Below are 26,746 nucleotides of genomic sequence, written 5' to 3'. Positions count from 1 at the left end.
CTGGCTTTTCCCACCTTTCGGACACCCTTTTCCCACCCTTCCTGCCTGTTGCCTGGGAAAAAGGTGGGCATTGCCTGGCTTTTCCCACCTTTCGGACACCCTTCTCCCACCCTTCCTGCCTGTTGCAAAGGTTAAGATTGCCGCATCGTTTAATCCACCATGAGCCCAAACAAAAAAACTGACAGAAACATTGCATAAACAATGTTTCTGTCAGTTTGATTCCAGGTTATCTCTTTATTCCATCTCTTCATTCATTTTCTTTGAATGTCCAGCACATGATTCCATTGCATGGATTACGGCTGAGCGGAAACCGTGTTTTTCAAGCTCTGCCACTGCAGCAATGGTGGCGCCGCCTGGTGAGCATACCATATCTTTTAATTCAGCCGGATGGATACCAGTATCTAGTGCGAGTTTGGCTGAGCCAAGAATGGTTTGTTCGGCCATTCTAATAGCCTGTTTTCTTGGAATCCCCAATTTGACGGCTCCATCCGCCATTGCTTCGATCATCATGAAAATATAGGCAGGAGATGAACCGCATAGGGCGATAAAAGCGTCAAACTGCTTTTCTTCCATTACCTCTACCTCTCCGAACAAACGGAAATAAGCAGTCATCATTTCTAATTCAGATTCAAGCACATGCTCATTCGTACAGATTGCCGTCATGCCCTCCTGTACGAGAACTGGAGTGTTTGGCATGGTTTTGATAATTTTAGATGACTTTCCGAACCAATCATCCATTTGTTCCATATTAATTCCGGCAGCGATGGAAACAATGATTTGGTCAGATGTAATGACTTCTCTTATTTCCTTGATGATGCTCTCATATTGTGCTGGATTGACCGCAAGAATGATAATATCTGAATTCTCGACGACCTCCAGATTATTCAAGGTTACTCGGATAGGCCATTTTTTTCTTAATTCACGCAGTGATGATTCCGTTCGAACCGAGGCCATGATGGACTCCGCATCTATCTGTTCACTATTTACCAGGGCTCCAAGCATTGCTTGCCCCATGTTTCCGCAGCCGATAAATCCTATCTTTTTGTTCATAAATCCACCCAATCACTAAAAAATTTAACCTTATCGTACCATAATTGAGCGGGTACATGCTCATCTAATGTCTTTATGTCCTTTTCCTATCAGCTTCCCATAACGGGAAAGAGCAATAATCGGAAAAATATAATTGTAGCTTTCATAGATGATATAAAAACCTCCAGGCAAGCCGATTCCTGTTGGATATTGCGCGGCTCCTTCATGATGGTTAGTCTCATCCAGCAGGAAACGAGCTGCTTTTGCAGCGGCGGCTGTTTTTCCTCTTCCTCCGGCAATAAAGACGTCAAGCGCCCAGGCTGTTTGAGAAGGTGTAGAAAATTCCAGCTGCACATACTTCTTTTTTTCTGCGCTTATGCATGATTCACCAAAGCCGCCATCGTTTAACTGAATGGACTCTAGCCAGTCGAGCGCTTTTTGAATGGCTGGGTGCTTCGGACTAATGCCTGCTGCACATAATCCAGTCACAGCTGCCCAAGTCCCATAAATATAACAGACACCCCATTTGCCGTACCAGCTGCCATTTAGCTCCTGATGGCGGAAAAGCCAATTTACCGCTGCTTTTACATTCTCATTTTTATGAGTTTGATCGGCATAATTCCCGAGAAACTCTATGACTCTTCCAGTCAGATCAGCAGTTGAATCATCAATAAGGGCATCGGCCGCGTTTTCAATTGGCAGGTGGGCAAAGAGATAGTTATAGGCATCCTTCTCAAAGGCTCCGAATCCGCCATCATTATTTTGCATCTGCTTTAAATAGGCTGTTCCCTTACTCCAGGCTTTCCGATATGGGCCGCCTAGTTCCTTGCTTTTTGTCAGCGCCCTTAGAGCCGCCGAGGTATCATCATTATCCGGATTGAAATGATTGCTATCTGAAAATCCCCATCCCCCTGCAGCAGCATTTGGAGCATTGACTGACCAATCGCCCCTTTTCGTTTGCTGTTTCCGCATAAGATACCCAACACTCTTCTTTACCAAGGAATCATCCATATTTGAACCAGCTGTTTGCAAGGCATAGGACAACAGAGCCGTGTCCCAAACCTCTGAGGGGGAATTTTGAATATGAAGGCCAGACGAGGTTTGAACGGCATAGCTTTTTAGCCCATCAAATGCTTTCAGCAGGATGGGATGATCTTTCGGATATCCACATGCCAGTAATCCATAAATCATATAAAATGTTGCGGAGGCATAGCTGTATAATGTTCCGTTCTCCTCGATGCGGTCAACCATCAGCTTTTCTGCTGCTTGATAGCCCATTTTCCGGTAATGCAAGGGATTTAAATGAAGGGTCTTTATCTGTTGAATCAGGGAATCCGTTAAGCCTCTTTCCTCCCTGAACCACCCCCCTTTCTGATTATGAAAATAACTTTGGTCACCTGCATGCCGCATGGCAAAACGCTTATTCATGCAAATAATCATCGGGGTTAGGTGGACTCTAGCATAATTGCTGCAATGATACATGCTGAACGGGAACTTTGGAGGCAGCAAAAAGTAGGAGGTCGGAAATTTGAAATAGGAAGGGTAGGCATACATACCATTGATGGCCAAAAAGAGTTTTATCATAAAATGCGCCTTCTTCGGACCTCCATGCTGTTCAATGAACTGCTCAGCCCTTTTCATTTCTTCATCTCCACGATTAAATTCACCAGACATTAGCAAGGAGGCATAGGCTTGGACAGTCGCCGATACATTACCATCCAACTCATCTGGATAGAGCTTCCACGATCCATTTTCCTGCTGCGTACGCAATAGTCTATTGACTAAGCTCGCCATCAAATCCGGTTCATTTAACTTTAAGGTACAAATGATGGCAATCATGAAGCAATCTGTCAAGATAGGGCCTTGAAACGGAAAATTCCATTTTCCATCCTTATCTTGCCTTCTTTCCAATTCAGCCCTTTTACGATGGAGATATTCATCTATCTCTTCCGCATTCACGCTTCAACCCCTCCATTCTTATATCCGATGGGCAAAACGGCGAGCTGGTCTTTGATAGAATTGTCTCGATAATATCTCATAAACCCTGCATAGAGGACAGCATCATCCTCATTGTTTTTGATTGCACGAGAATTGAGCGCCTTTTGTGCTTGAGTGATTTCTGCTTGAGCAACGCTGAGCCTTTTTCCATTGGTTAAATCTAGTACCTTCATGATTTGGTCATTCACAACATCAGGCTGCTGCTCTTTTGATGAATCCTCTTTTTCCATAAGGAGAAAAACAGGATAACCCTCCATGCATTCAGATTCGACTAATCGTTTAAATCCAAAGAAGACGCCGAGGATAAAGGAAGGGTCGTTTGCCGGTAATACGAGAAACTCGAGCTTCTTTCCTGAAAGCTGCTCCCATATTTCAAAGGCATACGTTTGAATGCCCGATAAGAAAAATGGATGATAGATAGGTTCAGTGTCCCCTTCCACTCTCTTGTCTGGAACCTCTTTTAGACGAGCTCTGCGCATATAGGTATGCCAAGCCATACGATCATTTGCTTTTGTCGGATCTATCCTTGATTCCTCGATGTCCGAATACTTCAGCATGGCTGCCAATACCGCATATCCCCTATCTCGAATGCCAGACATCGGAGACAAAAACTCTAGCTTCAGCAAAATGGAGGGATTGTCGAGGTCGAGGGTAATTAAGGGAGTAAATCCTTCTCCCATCGTCACTTCTCTCCATTCCACTTTATCTTCAAGGCCCAGGTACTCTTTATACCTCCACAGGCTTGCCATTTCATGCAGGATGTCTGAAGTTACAAGCGGCTTCTTCCATGACGCAGACCAAGAAATCCCCCCGCATGGGCAAAAAACAATGAAGTCTCTCACCTTATAAACCTTGCCGCAATCCATGCATTCGAATTGTTCAACCATCCACTTCCTCCTTACTTTTTATTCCCAAAACATTAATATGAAAAATATGGTATAATAAGTATATGATAGAAAAGAGGAAAACATTAACGGAGGTGATGTAATATTATTGCCTATCACGGAACAACCAAAATGAATCATGAGAGTATCATGGACAATGGCCTTAATCTCGACACGAATTTTAATTTCGGAAAACAAAACGGTGACGCTATTTATGCCACAACGAGAAAGACATTGGCACAAAAATTCGGGAATAGCATTATTACATTCAAGGTAGATACGGATGAATTTTTGGAAGTCACCCATGAGGAATATCAGGATTTATACAATTCTGTAGCGGGCGACCTCATATATCCGCACAAGACGATAAAAGCCTATATGTATGATGTTTTATATGATAAGATTCATAACCTTAGCAACAATAACCGAACATTTATGAAAAAATATATACGTGATTTGGAGTACAATATCGGCAATATGCTTCAAGAATTGTTAATGAACAAGAATTACAAAGGAATTGTCATTAGCCATAATGATCACCACGGTTATTATGAAGAAATCACCATCTATGACCTAAGCTGTATCAAATATTTATCATGATATATGGTCCGCCCAACATTAACTATATCCTTCCATACATCTGCCTCTTCACTATTCAAGCCTGCTCCTTATTGCCTTTCCTCAGGATTTCTAGTTTGAAAACGGCGTTGTTAAAATCATAAAGTTCAACATTACTCTTCTTAATTAGCGCCAAATAGATGCAAACCACGGATAGAATGCTGGTCAGATAGTTTTCCTCCACAATTTCTTTATACCTGTGAATAGGAATGGCCAGGTCCGTGCCCTGACTTTTAAACAGTCCCTCTCTTCGACTCCTCTTGTCTCCTTTATGCCAGCAAAATTCCATGACCTCGAACACCTAGATTCATTCTTTTAAGGAGATCCCATGCGCACTTCCCGCTTTTTTATTCTCTCAATGAAGAATTTTGATTTCCTTCATGTTTACTTCTTATTCATTACAGCGATAAGCCGTCTTTCGCTGTTTAAGCGTTCCTCTGGCTGTCTCCTTTATAGTCACTTTCCTCTCGCGCCGAACTGCCATCCATAGGCTAGTTCAATTTTCTTTTATTAGATGAATGGTATGAAAAGATTAGCGGAAAATAATAAGTAATAAAGGAGGTGAACGGCATGAACGTTTTGCGAGTTTTTGGGATAAAGGTATTTTTGTCTCTGCTTATTATTCTTATTAATCTTTTGGCTTTGCCAATAGCCATTTACCTTCTTTTCGCATATAGTCCTGGAACGGTCATCTCGAACTGGGATATCACATTATCTGTCGCCTTTCTTCTCGTATGCAATATCATCACCCTTCAGCTTATTGTTAGTAAGGGAAATTGGAAAAATAAGAATCGATATGCCGGATTTGCACTTGCATTTTTGCAAATAATAGCTTGCTGTCTATATATGAGTCTTCATACTTTAACTGCTTATATCCTATTTGCAGCCACGATTATTCTTTCACTCATTCTTCTAATTAAAACCGTACGAAAAAAAGACCCAGCTTTCAGATAAAAGCTGGGTCTTTCTGTATGATTATTTTACTGCGTCAATGATTTCGTTGATTTTCTTGGCACCGAAAATAACGTCCTTGTCATTGATGATCATGGCAGGGACACTCATGACCTTGTATTTTGTTTTCAATTCAGGGAACTGGCTGATATCCACCATTTCCGCTTCAACATGCTCATTTAAGATGGCAATTCTTTGCGCACCGACGACCACATCCGGGCAATAATGGCAAGCGAGAGATACCATGACTTTTATGTTCACATTTTTATCAATTGCTTTAATCGACTCAGCGATATCCGCATCTAGCGCTTGGCCAGGGCCAGCCAGATTATAGATTGCGAGGATGAAGGAATTCAGCTCATGACCGCCTGGCACTCCATGGAATTTCACACCGCTATATTCACCGCTTTGGTTCAATAGAGCGACAACCGGATATTTATCAGCATTGATCTTTTCCTCAACCTCGGTGTTTTCACCCTTCTTATGAAGCTCTAAGTGAACCTTATCACCAAGCTCAGCAATTTCTGTTAAGAAATCGCGCAGCTCCACCGATTTCGGCATGCTTTCATCTACGATCGATACTAGGGTTACATCGCTTTCCATCCGTGCGAAAATTCCTGTTAACTGACCGCGAATAGCATCATTTAAGAAAGATTTTGAGCCATTAGCAGCAGCCTGCTTTGTTTCTTCCTTCTTAGCTGGCTTTTCTTCTTCTGGCTCTTCAGTAATACCTAGGCGCTCTTTTTCCTCAGCAACGTACTTTTGAACGTCAGTACCAGCAATCGCTCCATCCGCAACCGCTGTGATGACTTGGCGCAGGGATTTTGGACGAAGATCACCAACTGCATACACACCTTTTACATTTGTGCGCATCTCCTCATCTGTCACAATATAGCCATGCTGGTCCATTTCGACGATTCCTTTAAATAATTCGGTCTTTGGTGCATAGCCAACAAAAACAAATACGCCAAATGTGCCGTCTTTTTCATTTGCTTTGTATTCCCATTCCTCTTTCGTCACATTATTAACGAAACGGGCGCGCTGAATCATGCCTTCTCCTGAAACCTCTAGAAGCTCTGTGTTGAATTTCACTTCAATTTGGTCATGGGCAAGGACTTTATCCGCAATAGATGGCGCACATGTGAACTCAGGCTCACGTGCAATCACCGTTACTTTGCTTGCAAAGCGGGTTAAGTACATGGCTTCTTCTGCAGCTGCATAGCCTGCACCAATAACGAACACCTCTAGGCCTTCAAAGAATTCCCCATCACAAGTGGAGCAATAGGCCACACCGCGCCCTGTAAATTCTGCCTCTCCTGGGAAGCCAAGCTTGCGTGGGCCAGCACCTGTAGCAATAATGACAGCACGAGCCTCATATTCGCCATTTACCGTTTTTACTTTCTTTACATCCCCATTAAAGTCAACGCCGATTACATCGGTTTTGGCAAACTCAGCGCCAAAGTCCTCACATTGCAGCTTCATTTCTTCTGTAAGGGCTGGACCAGTTGTTTTTCTGACACCAGGATAGTTGACGATTTCATTTGTTGTCGCTGCTTGCCCGCCAGTTGTCCCTTTTTCGATAATCAAGGTTTTTAATTTCCCACGGCCAGCATATACCCCTGCTGATAATCCAGCAGGTCCGCCACCTATGATGATTAAGTCATATATTTTTTTTGTCATTTCATTCTCACCCTACTCTTTGTATTGAAAAGAGGCACTTATAATCTCAGCGCCTCTTTCCTTTTTATCTAGCGTATAAAATTAGATTTTGCCGATTAAGTCTAGGCTTGGTTCAAGTGTTTCTTCACCTGGCGTCCATTTTGCTGGGCATACTTTATCTCCGTGTTCTGCCACGAATTGAGCAGCCTGTACTTTACGAACTGTTTCTTCAGCTGTACGGCCAATGCCAAGGTCATGGATTTCATAAGCCTTGATTTCGCCTTCAGGGTTCACGATGAATGTGCCGCGAAGCGCTTGGCCTGCTTCTTCAATTAATACTTCAAATTGGCGAGATAATACGTGCGCCGGGTCAGCCAGCATTGGGTATTTAATTTTGCCGATTGTATCTGTAGCATCCGCCCATGCCTTATGTACGAAATGAGAGTCAGTTGACACAGAGTAAACTTCACAGTTAATTTCTTGAAGCTTCGCATAGTTATCTTGAAGGTCAGCTAATTCTGTCGGGCAAACAAATGTGAAGTCTGCTGGATAGAAGAAGAAGATTGACCATTTACCTTTTACATCTTCAAGTGTAACTTCTTTAAAATCACCATCATGGTAAGCTTGTACGCTGAAATCTTCTAGTTTCTTGTTAATTAATGACATGTGTATTTCCTCCAGTTGAATCTAACGATTGATTCTTATTTGTAACTTAATACTTTTTTATAATAATTATTAGGAAAGAGTTTGTCAATGCTTTTTCTATAATAATTATTGATAAATCAATAAAAAATCCTCAATAGAATACGCTTAATGATAATGCATAAGTTATTTAAATATAATTATAACCTACGTTTATCATTTCTAATCTCCCCAATCATCTGCAGTAATATGTCATATTCTTCATTCGATAACGTTTCGAGCTGATCAATCTTATTCTTCACGAATTCCTTCTCATTATCCTTGTCTTTGCCTTTAAGAAGATAAGTCGCTACTGTACCGGTAATAGTACCGATACAGCCAATGCCAAAAAACATGAGCAAGACAGCAACTATGCGCCCGCCTAGAGTAACAGGCGCTATATCACCATAGCCCACTGTCGTTGTGGTAACAATCGCCCACCAAATTCCCTCTGCAAACGTGGTTATCCCCTTTTCCAGATACGTGATTGGTATGGCTGAAAGCATAATAACGACGCCGGTGATTCTTAACATCTTCCTTAATCCATTTGTTGTCAAAATTCCGGTTAATTCAGGGAAGTATTTTCGAAACATGTTTAGAATGGCAACAAGACGCAAGAATCTTAAGACCATGACCCCTTGAAAAATACCATTGATGGGACAAAAAATAACCACCCTCAGGCGTTAGAATGCCGAAGGATGGCTTAATTTTCTTATAGCTCTTTCTCCATATAAAGGCGATGCTCTTCCTCTCCGAATTCATGTTGACGAAATTCCACTTGTGTAAAACCACATTTCTCATATAGTTTAACAGCTGCTACATTGCTTTCGCTCACCGTAAGTGTGACCTTCTTGAAGCCATCCTTGCGCAACTCATCAAGTACTTCCTTCAAAAATGCGCTTCCGAGGCCTTTTCCGCTTTGGTCGGAACGGACATAATACCCGAAGATATATACTTTCTCAGGTTGGGTGAAATCACGCAGACATTCACAAACCGCAACCGGGCGCTCATCCCCTGTCCTTTTGTACCAAATTAGTTTCCCATATCTGGCGATTGGAACTAATGTTTGTTCATCCACTGCTCCAAGGCCTGGGAAAGCATCCTTCTCTAGTTCAATCATCATTTGCTGCTGCTCTGGTGTTAATTGACGTGGGATTTCTATATAGTATTCTCTATGATTATTAGCCATACGGTCTCCCCTCTTCTATTGAATTTCTTGATTGATCGGCCACAACCCAGGCGGAATCTTCTGAAAAGGCAATTGAACGATTTTGTTTGTCGCAACTCCTGGAGCATCTACATAGATCACTTTGCTGATTAATGGATCAAAGGCTGCGCGAAAGTGATTCTTCGCCTTCAGCACAAGAAACCGGTAATCTGACGGTTCAATTCCAATATGCCGAAATAATGCAGGATCATTTGCAGACAGCGGCCGGCCGATGATGAGAAAATCTCTTTCGCCAGAACGAATAAAGGCGGCCCCCTGTGCATCTACTTTCAAGCCATGGTTAAACGGCCCGCTATTATAGAATATCCCATCGGTAATAGCCAGAACCTCCGCCTCCAAACCGACAGGACGTCCAAATTCAGGATAATGCTTGCCGCCAAGAGACAGTTTTAAGCGTGCTCCTTTCCCGGCTTTGCGGCATTGCTCGAACGTCTCTCGATCGGCGATTGGCCCGATTAATGCTTTTTTTAGATCCGTGTTCAAAAAGGCTTCAATCAGCAAGGTTGTATCTCCGCTTCCACAGCTTAATGGATTATCCGCTATATCTGCAAGTACAATGGGCTTTTCTTCTTCTAGCTCGGAAATCATATCGATGGCCTCATTAATTGAAGGAAGATTGACCAGGAACTCCTGGCGAATCCCCCAATAGTATTCCCCTATGCTACTCGCCACGGTCTGAGCCCGCTCCTTATCCTTGGCGATGACTAAAACCGATGCACCCGCGTCCTTTACATCCCCATAAGGAAACCCGCCAAATACCGAGACAGCTAAGATGTCAGGTTCCCTTTCGTACTGTTCAGCCATTACCATCATTCGCTTCATCGGCCCCTCTTCTGTTCTCATATTAACCGAGGGAAGTAGCATGGGCAGTTTAATGCAAGCGGCTTCGTACAATTTTCTTTGTCCGAGGTGCTTCATAATAGCGGAAGCGGCTCTTCTCCCTTGTTCATACATATCAATATGCGGATATGTTTTAAAGCCAAAATGATAAGGAGAGCATTCTGTCAGCAACGGACTTATATTAGCATGCATATCAAGCGTTGTCGCAAATGGGATGCTTTCTCCAATCTCCTCCCTGATTGCATTAATCAAACTCATCTCTGCGTTTTCAAGTCCTTCAACAACCATCGCTCCATGGAGGGCAAGCAAGAGTCCATCGAGTTGACCGGCAGTCTTTAGCTCCTTAAGAAGCCCTGCCTCGATCTCTTCATAGGTCTCAAATGTGACCACCCCAGAAGGAATGGCTGCAGCACATTGAAGAGGAACAACCGAAAATCGCTCATCCAGCGCTAATTCATCTAGAAAACCGCCAACCTCTGTCTTTGTGCCAGTATACACATCCACAATTTCCTGCCCCTTGAAAAAACCTTCCCTTTTAAAATCTTCGATCGTTGTCTTCTCACGGACGAAGCTATGGGACTCATGATAAAAAAAAGCGACACCAATTCTCCACTGCTTCATTTATCTAAAAAGGCCCCCTTTCTTTAATAAGTTACATAAATGGATTTCCATTCCGTCATGCTATCGAATGCGTGATGGGACACTTCACGCGCGCCATTCCCTGATTGCTTCCATCCGCCAAACGCAACACCAATTTCCGCGTTGGCCGTTCCATTATTGACATATACTAATCCGCTCTCTATTTCACGCGCCCCGCGTTTTGCATAATGAAGACTTTCCGTAAACAAGGAAGTGGATAGCCCATACACCGTTTGATTGTTGATTTTTATGGCATCCTCATAATCCTCAGCCTCAATAAAGGCCAAAACGGGACCGAATATTTCCTCTTTAGCAACTTTATGCTCAGGTTTTACATTGCTCAGAATCGTCGGCTCATAAAAATAGCCGCCTTGGTCTTCGATGGTTTTTCCTCCGCATTCAAGCGTTGCACCCTCTGTCAATGCGGCTTCCACATAGGATTGAACAATATGAAACTGCTGTTCATTCACTAATGGTCCCACTTCAATCCCTGATTTCATGCCATTCCCTATTTTTAAGCCTTTGGTTTTTTGAACGACCAAATCCAAAAGGTCTTGTTTAACATCTCTTTCAACGATGACGCGGCTTGTTGCTGTGCATTTCTGGCCAGTTGTCGAGAAAGCGGCGCGCACAATACAATCCGCTGCCTTTGTCAAATCGGCATCCTGAAGCACTATCGCCGCATTCTTCCCGCCAAGCTCCATCGAGATTTTTTTCATCTGTCTGGCGGCCTCGATTGAAAGGTCTTTCCCAACTTCCGTTGATCCGGTAAAAGATATTGCCGCCACCTGAGGATGGCTCGCCAATTGTTTACCAACCTTGCTTCCTGACCCTGTAATTAAATTGATGACACCATCCGGTAATCCCGCCTGTTGAAAAATTTCCGTTAATATCCCGGCTGAAAGAGCCGTTTCTGATGCAGGTTTCCAAACAACGGCATTTCCGCTTATGATAGCGGCACAAATTTTATATGATGCTAGCGCTACCGGGAAATTCCACGGAGTGATACAAGCAATGACACCGAGAGGTTCACGTACCATCGTGATGTCACAATTCGGCATTCCGGAGGGGACTGTTTCTCCGAACATGCGCCGCCCCTCAGCTGCCATATATTTGCATGTTTCAATGACGACATTCACTTCACCGAGCGTTTCCGCCAGAACCTTGCCCATTTCCTTTGTCATAATCATCGCAAGCTCTTCTTTTCGTCCTGCACAAATTTCCGCTGCTTTGTAGAGGTAGGATGCCCTTACAGGAGCGGGTGTCCTTTTCCATTCAGAATAAGCTGCATGGGCTGACTCAACAGCATGATTAACCTGCACTTCGTCCGCACTCGCATAATACCCGACCACATCTTTATTGGCCGGATTGATGCTTTCTAAGAATCGTTGATCCAATTTGCTCTCCCACTGCCCGTTGATAAATAGCTTTTGCTTGATTGCGCTCAAATCCGCACCTCCTTAAATCAGTTCGCCGATGGCATTTTCAAGAATGGATAAACCAATATCCATATCTTCTTCCTTTATATTCAATGGAAGCATTAGACGAATCGTCTGCCCATTAACCCCGCAGCTCATGATCAGCAAATGCTTCTCAAGGCATCTTGCCTTGATAGCCGGCACAATTTGGGCAGCCACCTCAGGCTGAAATTCAATGCCGATCATCATTCCGACGCCCCGAATATCTTTAATATCCCGATACTTCCGCAAATTTTCCTTAAGCCTTTGTACGATTTTTTTGCCAAGCCACTCACTTCGTTTCACCAAATTCTCCGTCTCAATCACGTTAATACTGGCAAGGGCAGCTGCACAGGATACCGGATTTCCCCCAAATGTAGATCCATGAGCGCCTGTCGGCCATTTCTCATGCAGCTCGCGGCTTGCTACGATTGCCCCTAGAGGCATTCCTCCAGATAATGCTTTAGCAAGAACAAGGATATCTGGGATGACCCCTGAATGCTCGGATGCAAACATCTTCCCTGTTCGGCCAAAGCCTGTTTGCACCTCATCAAATATAAGGAGAATCCCATATTGGTCGGCTATTTTCCTCAGCTCCTGCAAGAATTCATTCGGAGCCGGATAATATCCGCCCTCACCCATCACAGGCTCAATTAATATCGCTGCTACCCGTTCTGGAGCGATTCTAAGCTCAAATAATGATTCAATTTGTGAAAGACTATATCTCATCATGTTTTTAGGGGCATTTTCTTTTAAAAGCCCAGGGTATGGATAAGTCGCATGATAAATCTCCCCTAATAATGGCTCATAGGAGGTCCGATATTTGCTGCTCGATCCGGTCACTGAAGTCGCACCTAATGTTCTTCCATGAAAGGAGCCGTCAAAAGCGATAATACCTGGTCTACCCGTCACGGCACGCGCCATTTTCAATGCCCCATCAATCGCTTCCCCGCCTGAATTGGAGAAAAAAATTGTATCAAGGTTTCCCGGGGCAATTTGGGCAATCTTCTCAGAAAGCTTAACGACTGACTCGTAATAGCCATAATTCAAGCCAAAATGGATGAGGTTCTCTGCCTGTTCCTGGATGGCTTTCACCATGGAGTCATGGGCATGCCCTAATCCATTGGAGGCTACACCTGACACAAAATCAATGTATTCTCTTCCATCAGTTGTCCAGAAACGCGCCCCTTTTGCCCGCTTTATCACTAAATCCGTAACCCTCGTGCTTACTGGAGAAATATGCTTCTTCGCCAACCCCTGCAAATATGCTGTTTCTGCATGTTTCATATCATGTGCCCTCCTTCAAGGAATCCGCCAAATCTTTTAGCGCATCATCAAGCAAGCTAATTAATTCATCTACTTCTCTTTCTGAAATGATAAGTGGAGGAGCGATAATTAAGTGATCTCCGGCATATCCATTAACGGTCCCGTTACCCGGGTAAAACACCGCTCCCAATTCCATCGCTTTCTCATTTAAGCGCTCAGCAATTCGCAGATCGGGTGGAAATGGCTGCCCATCTTGGTTTGAGGCAAGCTCAATGCCAAAAAAGAGACCTTTCCCCCGAATATCATACACAAAGGGATACTTTTTCCTGAGATTGTCGAGACCCTCGAATAAGTGACCCTCAAGCCCCTTCACATTTCTAAGAATATGCTCGCTCTCATATATATCCATAGCCGCAAGCCCGGCCGCAACAGTAACAGGATGACCGCTGTACGTATAGCCATGGACAAATTTCCCATCACCATACTGCAGGAGTGTATCGATAATTTTGTCATGCACAATCATTCCGCCAAGAGCAGAATAGCCGCCTGAAACACCCTTCCCAAATGTGATGATATCAGGCTCAACGCCATAATGCTCAATCGCAAAATGCGCACCAGTCCTGCAGAAGCCTGTCATTACCTCATCTATTATTAAAAGCACATCATATCGATCGCAAAGCGCCCGAACCTCTCGAAAATAAGACTTTGGCGGAGGAACAGCGCCCGCTTGACTTCCAGTGAAAGGTTCCGCGATAAAGGCAGATACTTGGCTCGGGCCAATTTCTAAAATAAGCCGCTCCAATTCCGCCACACACGACCAATCCTTCTTGGTCTCACAATCACTCTCTTCCCTGTTAAACGGGCAGTGGAGACAATGCGGGGCCGACACATGCTGAAAAGGCAGCAAATATCCGTTATATGGCTGCCTTCTCTTGATATCGCCTCCTGCTGATAAAGACCCGATCGTATTGCCATGATAGGATAGCCACCTGCCAATCACCACCTGCTTTTCAGGCTCGCCCCGATTTCGGAAATATTGACGTGAAAGCTTAATCGCACTTTCATTCGCCTCTGAACCCCCGCATGTAAAATACACCCTGTTCAGTGAACCCGGTGCCAGCTTCCCAATTTTCTCCGCCAGCTTATGTAAAACAGGCGTCTCAAAACGCATTGTATGAACAAAAGCCGCCTTTTCTGCCTGCAAGGCCATTGCCTCTGCAATCCTCTTATCGCCATGCCCCAAATTGGCCGCTACCGCACCTGAGCATCCATCCAAATACCGCTTTCCGTCTTCCCCATAAAGATAAACACCTTTGCCATGCGTGATGATTGGGTACGTTTTCGTTAAATCCCGATGAAACACATAATCCTTCACTTGTACACCCCCATCTCCCCATCCTAATTTTATGCAGGAATGGCGGGGGAAAGACCGAGGTTCATGGAGAATGGGTTTGTTTTGTTGGATTGGGGTGCGTGTGGATGTGGAAAGGATGGAGTTCTCTTGGGATGTCCACCCTATGCCCACCCTTCGCCCTTGTTGCCTGGGGAAAGCGTGGGCTTTCTCTGACGATTCCCACCCTATGCCCACCCTTCACCCCTGTTGCCTGGGCATAGGGTGGACTTTCTCTGACGATTCCCATCCTTTGCCCACCCTTCACCCATGTTGCCTGGGCATAGGGTGGGCTTTCTCTGACGATTCCCATCCTTTGCCCACCCTTCACCCATGTTGCCTGGGCATAGGGTGGGCTTTCTCTGACGATTCCCATCCTTTGCCCACCCTTCACCCATGTTGCCTGGGCATAGGGTGGACTTTCTCGGAACACCAAGAACGCATTCAACGCTAAAAAAGATGATTCCGTTTATAGAATCATCTTGTCTTTTCGTATTCACTTATTTACATCTGAACTAGGAAACATGCTATCTATTAAGCCAATACCGGTTTCCTCATAATAAACTCGTCTACTACCTTGGCAATTCCATCATTCATATTCGTATCTGTCACGTAATCAGCGATTGCCTTAATCTCTTCATGTGCATTTCCCATTGCTACCCCGAGTCCTGCGAATTCTATCATCGCCTGATCATTAAAACTATCACCAATGGCGATGACTTCCTCTTGTTTGATGCCGCATACATCAATCAATTGTTTCAAGCTTGTCCCCTTTGTTACTCCCAGCTCAGTGAATTCCAAGAAATAAGGCTTAGAGCGCATAACGCTGAACTGGCCACTCAATTCTTCTTGGAGCTTTGCTTCCACCTCTTGTAATCTGTCTGGTTCATAAACCATCAAGGTCTTCACGACTGGCTCGCTCACAGCATCCTTAAAGCTATCGACAACTCGCACCGGCAATCCTATTAGCCCGGATTCAATTCTCGAAAACTCGTTATCATCCTCAGTAACGATTTCATCGTCGATATACGTATGAATATGAACCCCTTCTCTGCGGCTGATCTCATACAGGCCATGTACCTCATCGCGAGATAGCGTGCTGCTGAAGATTTCCTCACGTGTTTCGCAATTGATGATTTTCCCGCCATTAAAGGATAGAATATAGCTTCCATATTTAGAGAGTTTAAGCTCAGATGCGATAGATTGCATACCAAACGTCGGTCGGCCAGATGCCAATACTACCTTAACTCCCATTTCCTGTGCCTGCATTAAGGCTTCTTTTGTTCGAGGTGATATCGTGTGGTCATCTCGAAGTAAAGTGTCATCTAAATCTAGTACAATCATCTTGTAAGTCATGCTGTCATTCCTTTCTTATAGCACAATATCCTAATGGTACTATATATTTGTCCAAAAAGGATAAGCAAAAGGAAAGTTTTCGAAGCCATACAAACATTTTGTCCTGACCGTGCACGATAATCTTAGCTGCCTAAAATCCATTATTCTTATGAAGTCAATCAATCAGCCTTTCATTATCCTTGACTTGTGTTTCATACGACCCTCTTTTCCGTAATCTTGATCAGCGAAGACCTATTGAGCGGAATTGATGCAACAGTTACAGCGGCAAGCATAGCTGGTATTGCAAAGATTAGAAAGCTCATGGATGCGGGAAATTTCCCTGATAATAAATAACCTCCCAATGAAGGGCCAATAATTGCGCCTATCCTTCCAACACTTAATGCAGACCCTAATCCGGTGGAGCGCATATAAGATGGATAGAAGGATGAAATAAACGCGTTATTTAAATTTTGAGCCCCGATTGATGCTGCTCCCGCAAAGGCTGTCAGCAAATACAACACCCAGACGCCCGGATTGAATCCTAACAGGACTAAGCAAATGCCGCCAACTGAGTATAAAATGACAAGCACTTTTTTTGAACCAATCCTGTCTGCCAAATATCCCCCTGTAACAGACCCGATAATAGCACCAATATTCAAGCTTAATAGAAACAGCAAACTGGAGGTTAGAGCGTAACCGCTCTTTATCATCATTTGCGGCAGCCATGTACTTAATCCATATACGAGCAGCAAACTCATAAAGCATGTGGTCCAAAATAAGAATGTCGGAGTTGAACGCCCTTCCTTAAATAATTGTGATACAGGCGCTCCCTCCTCTTGTTCAACGATAAGGTGATCATCCTCTCGAGGGATGTAGTTCGGATTCAAACGGTGTAATAACTGTTTTGCCTCTTCAGCCTTTTGCATTTTAATCAATGAATAGATAGACTCAGGCATTGTTCTCACCATTAGCGGCAGCAATAAAAATGGAATAGCCCCAATGAAAAACATCCATTGCCAGCCAAGATGAGGAATGACCCAAATTCCACTTATGGCAACAGCAATTCCCCCGATTGAATAACCGCTGAACATAATGCCCACCATCAAATTGCGAATTCGTTTAGGGGAGTATTCGGATGTCAATGTCACAAGAAGCGGCGGCAGACAACCTAGACCTATTCCTGCTAAAAATCTCACAAGCGCAAAAACGAAGATGGAATCTGTCAACCCTGTCCACAGTGTAAAGATACTGAAGAGGAAAACAGCCCCGACCAATACCTTCTTTCTCCCAATCTTATCAGCAGTTATCCCTCCTATGAGCGAACCTATTAAACTGCCAACCAAGGTTAAAGAACCAATCATCCCTAATAGAACCGTACTCGCTCCCCACTCTTCCTTCAATTGCCCGATGACAGATCCAAACACGACTAAATCATAGCCGTCAAATAAAATAAGACATAAGCACCATCCCAACACAGTCGCATGAAGCCTGTTAAAACGGCTGGAGTCTATCACATCCACTACACGAATTTCATTCAAGACGATCATTCCTTTGATAAAATGTTCTAATCGTATCAAGCTCTATGACATTGATATGATTGATTTTTTGCTCACTGCAGACGGCAAAAGTATAGTTCTGATCTAGTGCCAGATGTTCAATTACCGCTTTTGCTTTTCGACCTTCATCAATGACAGACCCGTCACCAAGTACCGTGATTTGCTTCATAGGAGCATACAACCCAATGCCTAAATACTTGATGTAACTCTCCTTTGCCGTCCATAGCCAATAAAAACAGTCCCTATCCTGCAGGTCATACTGATTCTTTTCTATCTCGCTCCAAATACTTGAAAAAAGGTTAAACTCCCTCTTTGTTCGCTCTTCTAAATCAATACCGACAGGACAGTGGCTAATGGCACATGCAACGTAACAGCCGGCATGAGACAAATTAAAGTACAGCTGATTTCCTGCCAATCCATACTTGCCATATTCATTGACGGTATAGTGCAGATCAGCTATGTGCACATTCAACTGTTTCGCTAGCATCATCTGCGCTATGGCATGAACAGCTGCCGACCTGAGCTGGTCTTCCCTTCTTCTCATCCGCCTGATTTTATCCTTTACTCTTCCGTTAAGAAACGGAATAAGCTCAGGCAGCCATCCCGCATCCATTTGCGGAATACGAGTTATATGCACGCTCGTCATGTATTTTCTCCTTGAAGCAAAGTTAATTCCGTTTTCAGCATAAGGGTAAATATCACTGCTGCTCCAAGCAAGCTGACTGTCCCGGATAAAGCCATTTTATAGGCAAGCTGTTCGTCTAGATAATAGGAAGAAAAGGAAAGAATTATAGCGGAAACGGCAATCCCGACAGCGGCTCCGACCCTATTCATCATATTATATAGTGTTGTCGCTTTCCCCATTTGTTCGCTTGTGACATGATTAAACGCACTCACTTGCGACCCAACGACCGCATGGCCCAGAAAAAGTCCTATACCAAACATCAGAAAGCGTAAAACCCATGGATTGGCCGCTGGCCCTAATAGGATTATCAAACTGAAAATGGCAATAGTCCCCACCAAACCTCCTTGGATGGCTGTCTTCATTCCTATCCGCCTTGACGTCTTTGGCAAAAGCCGTGAGGCTGCCATCAATCCAAGTGCTTCCGTGAAGGTTATGAGAGAGCTTTCCAAAGGGGAGGCCGAATAGGTCAACTGATACATTAACGGGAATAGATAAAGCATCCCCATTAAGGCTCCCATAGAGCTCATCGCTACAAAGCTTAATGAGCTAAACAATCGATCTTCCCAAAGACTCATATCAATCAGAGGGGAATTGCAGGTTAATTCATGCCGATAAAACATGAATAGTGAAAGGACTCCTAAAAGACTAAATAAGACAAACTTCCATGTGAACCCCTCTGAGGCTGCCGTGCTTAAAGCGGACATAAGAGTAGGCAATCCAATGGAAATGATTAAATATCCCTTTAAATCAAAGGGGCTTTGAAATCGTTCAAATTCCTTTACAGACCATACACCGATCATGACAATGACGATTCCAATCGGCACATTGATCAAGAAAGCCCAATGCCAAGAAATATATTCTGAAAGCACTCCCCCAACTAAGGGGCCAATCGCCGGGGCAAAGGCGATTGGCAGCACTAAAGAGCGGGCCAGGTTTTTTCTTTCCTCTGGGGGGAAAGTGCGAAATAACAACGCCATGCCAACAGGTGTAATAATGCCTCCTGACAAGCCCTGCAAAATGCGGGCAGCTATGAGTTCAGCTAAAGATGAAGCCAAACCGCACGCAAGAGAAGCCAGCGTAAATAAAGCAATGGCTGAAAGCAGTATTTTCTTGACGCCAAATCGATTTGACAGATAGCCTGCAATCGGCAGGCTGATGGCCACGCTGACCAAATAGGCAATATTGATTCCATTGGTTTCCTTCTCTTGTACGGCGAAATCCTCAGCGATGGCCGGCAGGATGACATTCACAATCGTGCCATCCATCGAAACCATGAACATGGAAACCACGTATAAAGCGATAATCGCTCGTTGCTGTGCTTTCATTTCACATCAGCCGCTTCCATGCTTTCACGCAAACTTTTAGGCCGCATATCAACCCAATTCATCTCAATATAATTTTGGCAATCTGTGAGCTTTTCCGGTCCAAATACACACATCCAACCAGATGGGATATCAAGCAGTTCCGGCCATAAAGAATATTGCTCCTCCTCATTGATTAACACAAGATAGCTTGAATGCTCGTTTTCAAATGGATTATGCATAATGTTTATCCTCCTGTTTTCTTGCGAGTAAACCCTTTATCGTTTGGCCAATCTCAGCGATGGGATCTGGCTGGCACATATCCTTGTGACGGCAGTGAATATCATGGCTGACAATATCACCCGATATATAAGGGAACCAGCTACTAACATCTGCATTAGAAATCCACTCTGGCACAACAGTGGATTTGAAGAACAGGGCATCTCCGCCAAAGTGATTTGCTTTATGTTTCTTGAGCAAGCGAATAGAATTCTTATATACTTCCTTCAAGCGAATCAATGTCTCCTCAGATAAGGATGCCATCGCGCTGCCTTCTTTCTTCAATTGTTGGATAACAAATTCCTGTGTTACATCTGCATCCACTTCTGGTTCATAGCCAGCGAGCGCAAGCAAAGCGACCAATGCCTCCTTTTCCTCACTTATTTCAAATGGGGGTGTGAAATGCAGCGGATATGCATCCATGATTGCCAGCAATTCAATCTCTTCTCCTTCACGCTCCAGCTGGCCGGCCATCTCATGAACAACATTCCCTCCAAGCGACCAGCCTACTAGTCGATATGGTCCCTTAGGCTGTACATCTTTTAATGATTGGATATAGGATGCCGCCATTTCCATTAAGTCCTGTGGGAGCGGCTCTTCTTTCGCTATGCCTTTTGCCTGCAAGCCGTATAAAGCATATTCCGATGGCAATACTTTCAATAACCCTGCATAACACCAGCTCAATCCCCCTGCCGGATGAACGCAGAAAATAGGTTTTTCACCAGTGCGCAATGGCAGCAATCCTTCAAGTGCGGCTGTCTGGCTATGATGATGAAGCTGAACCGCCAGCCCAGCGACTGACGGGTATTCAAAGAGATGACCGACGGTTAGCTCCTTGCCGAACGTTTCTTTGATTCGGCCGACTAGTTGCACTGCCAATAAGGAGTGACCGCCAAGTTCAAAGAAGCTATCATGAATGCCAATCTCAGGCAATTTGAGAACATCTCGAAATAGATCGCATAGAAGCTCCTCCTGCGGCGTATTCGGCAATCCCTCGGTAGTTACCTTGGTTTCTGGCTTCGGCAAATTTTTCACATCCAATTTCCCGTTTGGCGTTAGCGGAAGTGCATCTATGCATGTAAAGGATGTCGGCACCATATAGTCCGGCAGCTCTCTAGCCGCAAAATGGCGTAGATCCTTGCTATCAATTATGTCCCCCTTATATGGCACGATATAGGCTGCCAGACGCATATCACCGGGATTATCCTCCCTGGCAATCACGGCAGTTTGCATCACGGATGAATGTTTAAGAAGCACATGTTCAATCTCTCCTAACTCAATCCTAAAGCCGCGGATCTTCACTTGATGATCAATCCGCCCAATATAATCTAGTCTTCCATCCTTCAGCCATCGTGCAAGGTCTCCTGTGCGGTACATCCTGCTTCCGCCTCCTTCGAATGGGTTAGCGATGAAGCGTTCAGCCGTAAGGGCTTTTCGACCGAGATACCCGCGAGCGAGTCCCGCACCTGCGACATACATTTCCCCAATGACACCAGGCGGGACCGGTCTTAAGTGTCCATCAAGCACATACACAGTTAAATCTGGAATAGCCATTCCGATTAAACTGCTTGCCTGGATTTTCCCGCTGTCACCCCGCAATGGGGCATAGCTCACATGGACGGTGGTTTCGGTGATGCCATACATATTGACTAGTTCTGGGGATTGATCATTATGTCGCCTGTACCAATCCGAAAGCCTGCCCAAATCCAGTGCCTCTCCCCCAAAGATGACATATCGGAGCGATAAGCACTGACCGTACCCAGGATTCTCTCTATCCGCCTGCATCAATTGATAGAAGGCTGAGGGAGTTTGATTTAAGACCGTCACCTTTCTCTCAACTAATAAATCTAGAAAGTCTTTCGGTGAGCGGCTGACCTCATAAGGCACGACGACAAGCTCTCCCCCATAAAGCAGGCCCCCCCATATTTCCCATACCGAGAAATCAAAGGCATAGGAATGGAACAAGGTCCATACATCATTCTCATTGAAATGGAACCAGTGATCCGTCTCATCCAGCAGGCGAATCACATTTTGATGGGGCACAATCACACCCTTTGGCCTGCCTGTTGACCCTGAGGTGTAGATGATATAGGCTGCATTTAACGGGTTTAATGAGGTGCCTCGTTCTTCCTTGCTCACATTTTCCTTCCTATAAAACTCATAGTCATTTTGATTCATCCAGACAACTCTTTCATCATCTATCCCAATAAGAGGCCCCTCTTCTTTTTGGGCAATGATACAAGCGGGCTTGGCATCCTCCAAAATGAATTCAATCCGCTCTTTCGGATAAGCAGGATCGATTGGGACATATGCGGCCCCTGTTTTCAAGACAGCTAAAATACTGACCAGCATTGATGCAGAACGAGGCAGCAGCATTGCCACAAATGATTCTGTACAGACACCCTTCTCCATCAAATGACGAGCTAATTGATTCGCCTTCTCGTTCAGTTCTAAATAGGTGAGTCCCTCCTCATTCGAGAAGACCGCCTGACGATCAGGGAATTCAGACACTCTCTGTTCAAACAAGTCAATAATGGTTGCCTGCGGACTCTTGACAGAAGCAGCGTTCGACCCGGAAACCAGCTGCTCATACTCTTTTTCATTGATGATATTCAGTTCGTCAACCGCAGGATTTTGTTTCAATTGTCCTAGCACCATTTCAAACCGAGCCATCAGGGATTGTATGGTCTCCCTGTCATATAAATCCGTCCGGTACTCAAGCCTCACTTCAATTCCATTTGCCTTTTCATCGAAATATAGCTCACGCATTTCAAAGCTCAGATCAAATTTTGCTGAATCAACCATTCTCAACTCAATCTTGGCCTTATTCCCATCTAGCTCGATCTTAGGCTGTGGCGTATTTTGCAGTGCAAACATGATTTGGAATAGAGGATGACGTGCTCCGTTTCTTGGTGGATTAAGTTCTTCGACAATTTTTTCAAGCGGGATGTGCTGGTGCTCATAAGCTTGTACACTCGTCTCTTTCACCCGATTAATAAGCTCGGAAAATGACGGATTCCCGCTTGTGTCTGTCCTCATGACGACCGTGTTAATAAACATGCCAATCAACCCGAATACCTCTTCCTTCTCCCTTCCCGCAATCGGGCTTCCAACAACAATGTCTTCTCCTGCTCCAAGCTTCGTCGCAAGCGCCGCGAATGCTGCTTGAAGAATCATATAAAGTGTCACCTGATGCTCTTTCGCCAGGTTTTGGAGTTCCTCATGCAGGATTGGATTAAGAACATATGTATACGAATCTCCTTTTACCTGCACGGTATTTTGCCTCTTCCTGTCACGTATGAGCTCTATTTCCTCGGGCAAGCCTTGAAGCTGGTTCTTCCAATAGTCCAGTTCGTCCAGAATACGCTCTTCATGATTGCCCTCATTCATTTGCCACAAGGCATAATCAGCGTATTGATAATTTAGCGGGACTAAGGTTCCTTGATAATAGGCTTTCTCTAAATCCTCCGTTAAGGTCGCTAATGACCATCCATCAGAGCTGATGTGATGCATAGTAATGACGACGATTTGTTCATTAATGATTGTTACCTTGAAGCCTGCTTCTTGCTTAAGGTCAAACGAATAGCCTGCTGCCGTCCGTATAGCTTGTTCCTGATGTTCCTCTGGTACATCTACAAGCTGGATGACAGGTTGTTCATTTTGAATGAGCTGATAGGGCACCCCATCAACCGCCGGGTAGATTGTACGCAAGATTGCATGGCGCCGAACGACTTGGCCGACAGCTTCCTTGAATTTTGGAATATTGATGGGCTCTTTAAATGTATAGACTAACGGGATATTGTACGTTGGGCTTGGTCCCTCCAATTCGTGGATAAACCAAAGGCTGCGCTGGTTGGAAGATAGCGGAAGCCGTTCAGGTTTGATTACCTGTTTCTCCTTTATCACTAGTCGCTCGGCATGCTGAATATGCTCAGCAAGGTCTATGATGGTCGGCTTTTCAAAAATGACCCCGATGGACATCTCGACATCAAATTTCTTCCTGATTTGTATGAGCAATTGTGTCGCAAGTATGGAATGACCCCCAAGTTCAAAGAAATCCTCATCAATGCCAACATATAGTCCTAGCACCTTTTCGAACAGCTCGCATAAATCATGTTCCAATTCGTTGCGAGGTGACTGTTTCCGAGGTGTCTTGCTTCTTGACGGTTTTGGCAGCTGTTTTCGGTCAATTTTCCCATTGTTTGTTAAAGGCAGTTCATTTAGGAAAACAATATGAGCCGGCACCATATAATCTGGAAGCTGCTCTCTGAGATGAGCTATGATAGCTTCTTCTGTTGTCGAGCCAACTATATAGGCTACAATCCGCTTATCCCCTGGGATATCCTCACGAACGATCACAATAGCCTGCTCGACGCCCGCTGCCTCAGCTGTTTTCGCCTCAATTTCACCTATTTCGATCCGGAAGCCGCGAATTTTAATTTGATGATCTGCCCGGCTGTAATAACGCAATGTACCGTCCTTATTCCATTTCACTAAATCTCCCGTCCGGTACATCCTGCTCCCCGCTTCACCAAAGGGATTGGCAACAAACCTTCCCGCAGTGAGGCTGCTGCGCCCATGGTAGCCCCTTGCAAGCCCTTCGCCTGCAATATACAATTCACCGATAGTCCCTACCGGTACCGGCTCTAGCATGGGGTCAAGCACATAGACCTGGGTATTTAGGATGGGCTTTCCGAGTGGCGGCATATCCGATAGCGGCGGCTCAATGGGCATTGACGCAGACCAGATCGTAGTCTCTGTCGGACCGTACATATTGTGGATATGTGCACCAGCCCCCTGTAAGGCGTTAGCAAGCGGGATAGATAGCGTCTCTCCGCCAACTAGGACCTCGAGACCCTTCAATGCTTCCGGTGTGTATTGAGCAAGCAATTGCCAGACAGTGGGTGTCGCCTGCATATGAGTAATTTCACGCTTAACCAACAGTCCTGCCAAATGTTGCGGATCTTGAACCTGCTCTTTAGAGGCCAAGACAAGCTGTGCCCCGTGCAATAATGGCAAATACAATTCCAAGGCTGATATATCAAAGCAGATGGTTGTCACAGCCAGCCAGCGGTGCTCATCTTTTAAGCCGAACTGTTTTTGCATTGCCTCCAAAAAATTGACAAGTGCCGGCATTTCAACGACAACCCCTTTAGGATTGCCAGTAGATCCTGAAGTGTATATCATATAGGCCGCTTGCCCTTTGTTTGGTGCTGTTCGCACATGGGGGCACTCTGTATACTTGATATCTTGAACAATGATTCTATCAACGGAATGGCTGAAAGGCACATCGCTTCGGTCCACAAGCACAATAGCTGGATTCGCATCCACAAGCATATAATCCAATCGTTCTGCAGGATAAGCGGGATCAAGCGGAATATAGGCTGCCCCAATCTTCAACACAGCGAGCATGGAAGCAACCATCTCGATAGAACGGTCCATGCAAATGCCAACATAATGCTCTTCCCCGATTCCTTTTGTTGAAAGCGCACCACTGATTTTTGCTGTTAGCCGTTCTAATTCCAAATATGTAACTGATTTCTTCCCCATTACAACACTGATATGATGAGGCGTACGTTTCACCTGCTGTTCGAAAAGCTCATACACAGAAGATGTCCTGCCACTTGATTCAAACTGATTCCAATCAACGAGTTGCCGGATCCGCTCTCCTTCAGACAAAAGAGGTAATTTGCCTATATTTTTATCCGAATATTCCAATAATTGAGTGAAGAATCGAACAAAGCGTTCCTTATGTTCCTTGATTTCCTCCTTTGTATAGCAAAGACTATTACCGGCAACATCGACACGCATTCCTTCAGATGAAGCGTATATATTAAACGAAATATCCTCCACCGGTCCGGTAGAGATTTTCTCACTTTTGCCTTGGCAATGGCCAAATGAAAGCTCATCATAAAACGGCATGAAATTTACTTGCGGACCATATAATAACTGATTATTGGCAAGTTTCAAGTCGCGCCGCATCTGCTCATGCCGGTAAAATTGATGCTTGCCCGCTTCCCTCATTTTCTTTTTCACTTGCATACACACATCCACAAATGTATCTGTATCCCCGATTGTTATACGTAAAGGAATCATATTTACTTTCGTACAAGGTACATTCATGGCCTTTGTGCCAACACGTCCCATCATCGGTATATTAAGAACAATAGCAGAGGCGAAAGTCAGCCGTTTCGTGTAAACAGCCACAGCCGCCGTTAAGATATGCTGGACATTAACTTTCCACTGACTGGAAAGATCCTTTGCTTTAAGCCAATCGTTTTCGTTAATCATCGATTGCTCTAAGCATACTTCTCCAAAATCCGTTGTTGCACGATCTGTTAAGGAAACAACCTCTACATCCTTAAGCTCCTGAAGCCAATAGACCTTATCGTCTTCATATTGTTTAGATGACTGATAGCGCTTGTCTTCTTCCATGACAGCAGCATAATCCCCGAATGATTTTTGATAGGGCTCATCATGAAGCAAAGCTTCATATCTCTCAGAGATTTGTTGGAAAAGCAGCCTAAAGCTGAACGCATCACTGACGATATGATGAATGCGCAAATAAAGATAATGCTCTTGCTTACTGATTGAAAATAGGATAGCACGTACAAGATGATCTTCTTTTAAGGAAAGAATGGCAGAAGTATCTTGTTCAATCATTTTCTCCATCTCAAACTTTTCTACATTTGATTTATGCTCACATTTGAAGACAACATCTTCTTTTATCCGTTGCTTCACTTCACCTTCTTCTTCAAAGCAATCGATATGAAGACCGCGAGCGGATTGAATGGTGTAATTTACTGCCTCTAGCAACAAAGGAGTATGGAGCTCTCCTTTTATGTGGATATATTCAGCTGTATTGTATAATGCACTATTGGTTTTATGATGGGCATACCATATTCCTGATGAAGCACCTGTTAAGGAATAGGATTTATTAGCCATATCGC

General features: G+C 44.4%; 19 protein-coding genes. 2 read left to right on the top strand and 17 right to left on the bottom strand.

The window, feature by feature from the left end; all coding sequences use genetic code 11:
• Positions 1-234: 234 nt before the first annotated feature.
• From proC to CYL18_RS04800, 3 genes are read right to left on the bottom strand one after another with little or no spacing between them, the layout of a single operon-like run.
• On the bottom strand, positions 235-1,050 hold the full coding sequence (gene proC / locus CYL18_RS04810; protein ID WP_104848290.1) for a pyrroline-5-carboxylate reductase: 816 nt from the start codon (positions 1,048-1,050) through the stop codon (positions 235-237).
• Positions 1,051-1,110: 60 nt separating this feature from the next.
• Positions 1,111-2,988, bottom strand: a complete 1,878-nt coding sequence (locus tag CYL18_RS04805; RefSeq protein ID WP_104848289.1) for a terpene cyclase/mutase family protein — start codon at positions 2,986-2,988, stop codon at positions 1,111-1,113.
• A complete protein-coding gene (locus CYL18_RS04800; RefSeq protein WP_104848288.1) occupies positions 2,985-3,914 on the bottom strand; it encodes a PALP domain-containing protein in 930 nt (309 codons plus the stop codon). The genes CYL18_RS04805 and CYL18_RS04800 overlap by 4 nt, the downstream gene beginning before the upstream one ends.
• A 129-nt stretch (positions 3,915-4,043) precedes the next feature.
• On the opposite strand from CYL18_RS04800, the gene CYL18_RS04795 reads away from it, so the two are divergent.
• Complete coding sequence (locus CYL18_RS04795; protein ID WP_104848287.1) at positions 4,044-4,511, top strand: hypothetical protein; 468 nt, start codon at positions 4,044-4,046, stop codon at positions 4,509-4,511.
• 588 nt (positions 4,512-5,099) lie between these two features.
• Positions 5,100-5,483 (top strand): hypothetical protein, encoded by a 384-nt coding sequence (locus CYL18_RS04785; RefSeq protein WP_104848285.1) that lies wholly within the window; start codon positions 5,100-5,102, stop codon positions 5,481-5,483.
• A 21-nt stretch (positions 5,484-5,504) separates the two neighbouring features.
• Here CYL18_RS04785 and CYL18_RS04780 read toward each other — a convergent pair whose 3' ends face one another.
• The 14 genes from CYL18_RS04780 to CYL18_RS04710 form a co-directional block, all read right to left on the bottom strand.
• Complete coding sequence (locus tag CYL18_RS04780; protein ID WP_104848284.1) at positions 5,505-7,160, bottom strand: FAD-dependent oxidoreductase; 1,656 nt, start codon at positions 7,158-7,160, stop codon at positions 5,505-5,507.
• Positions 7,161-7,241: 81 nt separating this feature from the next.
• A complete protein-coding gene (gene ahpC / locus CYL18_RS04775) occupies positions 7,242-7,805 on the bottom strand; it encodes an alkyl hydroperoxide reductase subunit C (RefSeq protein WP_104848283.1) in 564 nt (187 codons plus the stop codon).
• Positions 7,806-7,981: 176 nt separating this feature from the next.
• Positions 7,982-8,452, bottom strand: coding sequence for a potassium channel family protein (locus CYL18_RS04770; protein ID WP_104848282.1), 471 nt, complete (start codon positions 8,450-8,452; stop codon positions 7,982-7,984).
• 80 nt (positions 8,453-8,532) lie between these two features.
• Positions 8,533-9,009, bottom strand: a complete 477-nt coding sequence (locus tag CYL18_RS04765) for a GNAT family N-acetyltransferase (protein ID WP_104848281.1) — start codon at positions 9,007-9,009, stop codon at positions 8,533-8,535.
• Positions 9,010-9,024: 15 nt separating this feature from the next.
• The gene (locus tag CYL18_RS04760; protein ID WP_104848280.1) at positions 9,025-10,509 is read right to left on the bottom strand and encodes a M81 family metallopeptidase; all 1,485 of its coding nucleotides are present in this window, start codon (positions 10,507-10,509) and stop codon (positions 9,025-9,027) included.
• Between the two features lie 23 nt (positions 10,510-10,532).
• On the bottom strand, positions 10,533-11,975 hold the full coding sequence (locus CYL18_RS04755) for an aldehyde dehydrogenase family protein (protein WP_104848279.1): 1,443 nt from the start codon (positions 11,973-11,975) through the stop codon (positions 10,533-10,535).
• A gap of 12 nt (positions 11,976-11,987) precedes the next feature.
• Positions 11,988-13,271 carry an aspartate aminotransferase family protein gene (locus CYL18_RS04750; protein ID WP_104848278.1) on the bottom strand — a complete coding sequence of 428 codons (1,284 nt, stop codon included), beginning with the start codon at positions 13,269-13,271 and terminating at the stop codon, positions 11,988-11,990.
• A gap of 1 nt (position 13,272) precedes the next feature.
• Entirely contained in the window at positions 13,273-14,625 is a 1,353-nt protein-coding gene (locus CYL18_RS04745) for an aminotransferase family protein (RefSeq protein ID WP_236636236.1), read from the bottom strand.
• Positions 14,626-15,174: 549 nt separating this feature from the next.
• Positions 15,175-15,996: a Cof-type HAD-IIB family hydrolase gene (locus CYL18_RS04735; RefSeq protein WP_104848276.1), complete on the bottom strand. Its 822-nt coding sequence runs from the start codon at positions 15,994-15,996 to the stop codon at positions 15,175-15,177.
• A 191-nt stretch (positions 15,997-16,187) separates the two neighbouring features.
• Complete coding sequence (locus CYL18_RS04730) at positions 16,188-17,513, bottom strand: MFS transporter (protein WP_236636235.1); 1,326 nt, start codon at positions 17,511-17,513, stop codon at positions 16,188-16,190.
• Complete coding sequence (locus CYL18_RS04725; protein ID WP_104848274.1) at positions 17,506-18,177, bottom strand: 4'-phosphopantetheinyl transferase family protein; 672 nt, start codon at positions 18,175-18,177, stop codon at positions 17,506-17,508. The genes CYL18_RS04730 and CYL18_RS04725 overlap by 8 nt, the downstream gene beginning before the upstream one ends.
• Entirely contained in the window at positions 18,174-19,541 is a 1,368-nt protein-coding gene (locus CYL18_RS04720; RefSeq protein ID WP_104848273.1) for a DHA2 family efflux MFS transporter permease subunit, read from the bottom strand. The genes CYL18_RS04725 and CYL18_RS04720 overlap by 4 nt, the downstream gene beginning before the upstream one ends.
• Positions 19,538-19,759: an MbtH family protein gene (locus CYL18_RS04715; protein WP_104848272.1), complete on the bottom strand. Its 222-nt coding sequence runs from the start codon at positions 19,757-19,759 to the stop codon at positions 19,538-19,540. The genes CYL18_RS04720 and CYL18_RS04715 overlap by 4 nt, the downstream gene beginning before the upstream one ends.
• Positions 19,752-26,741, bottom strand: coding sequence for an amino acid adenylation domain-containing protein (locus tag CYL18_RS04710; RefSeq protein ID WP_104848271.1), 6,990 nt, complete (start codon positions 26,739-26,741; stop codon positions 19,752-19,754). Before CYL18_RS04710 ends, CYL18_RS04715 begins: the two co-directional genes overlap by 8 nt.
• Positions 26,742-26,746: the final 5 nt, after the last annotated feature.

Source organism: Pradoshia eiseniae, assembly GCF_002946355.1.
GTDB classification, from domain to species: domain Bacteria; phylum Bacillota; class Bacilli; order Bacillales; family Pradoshiaceae; genus Pradoshia; species Pradoshia eiseniae.
This window is presented reverse-complemented; position numbering and strand designations above follow the sequence as displayed.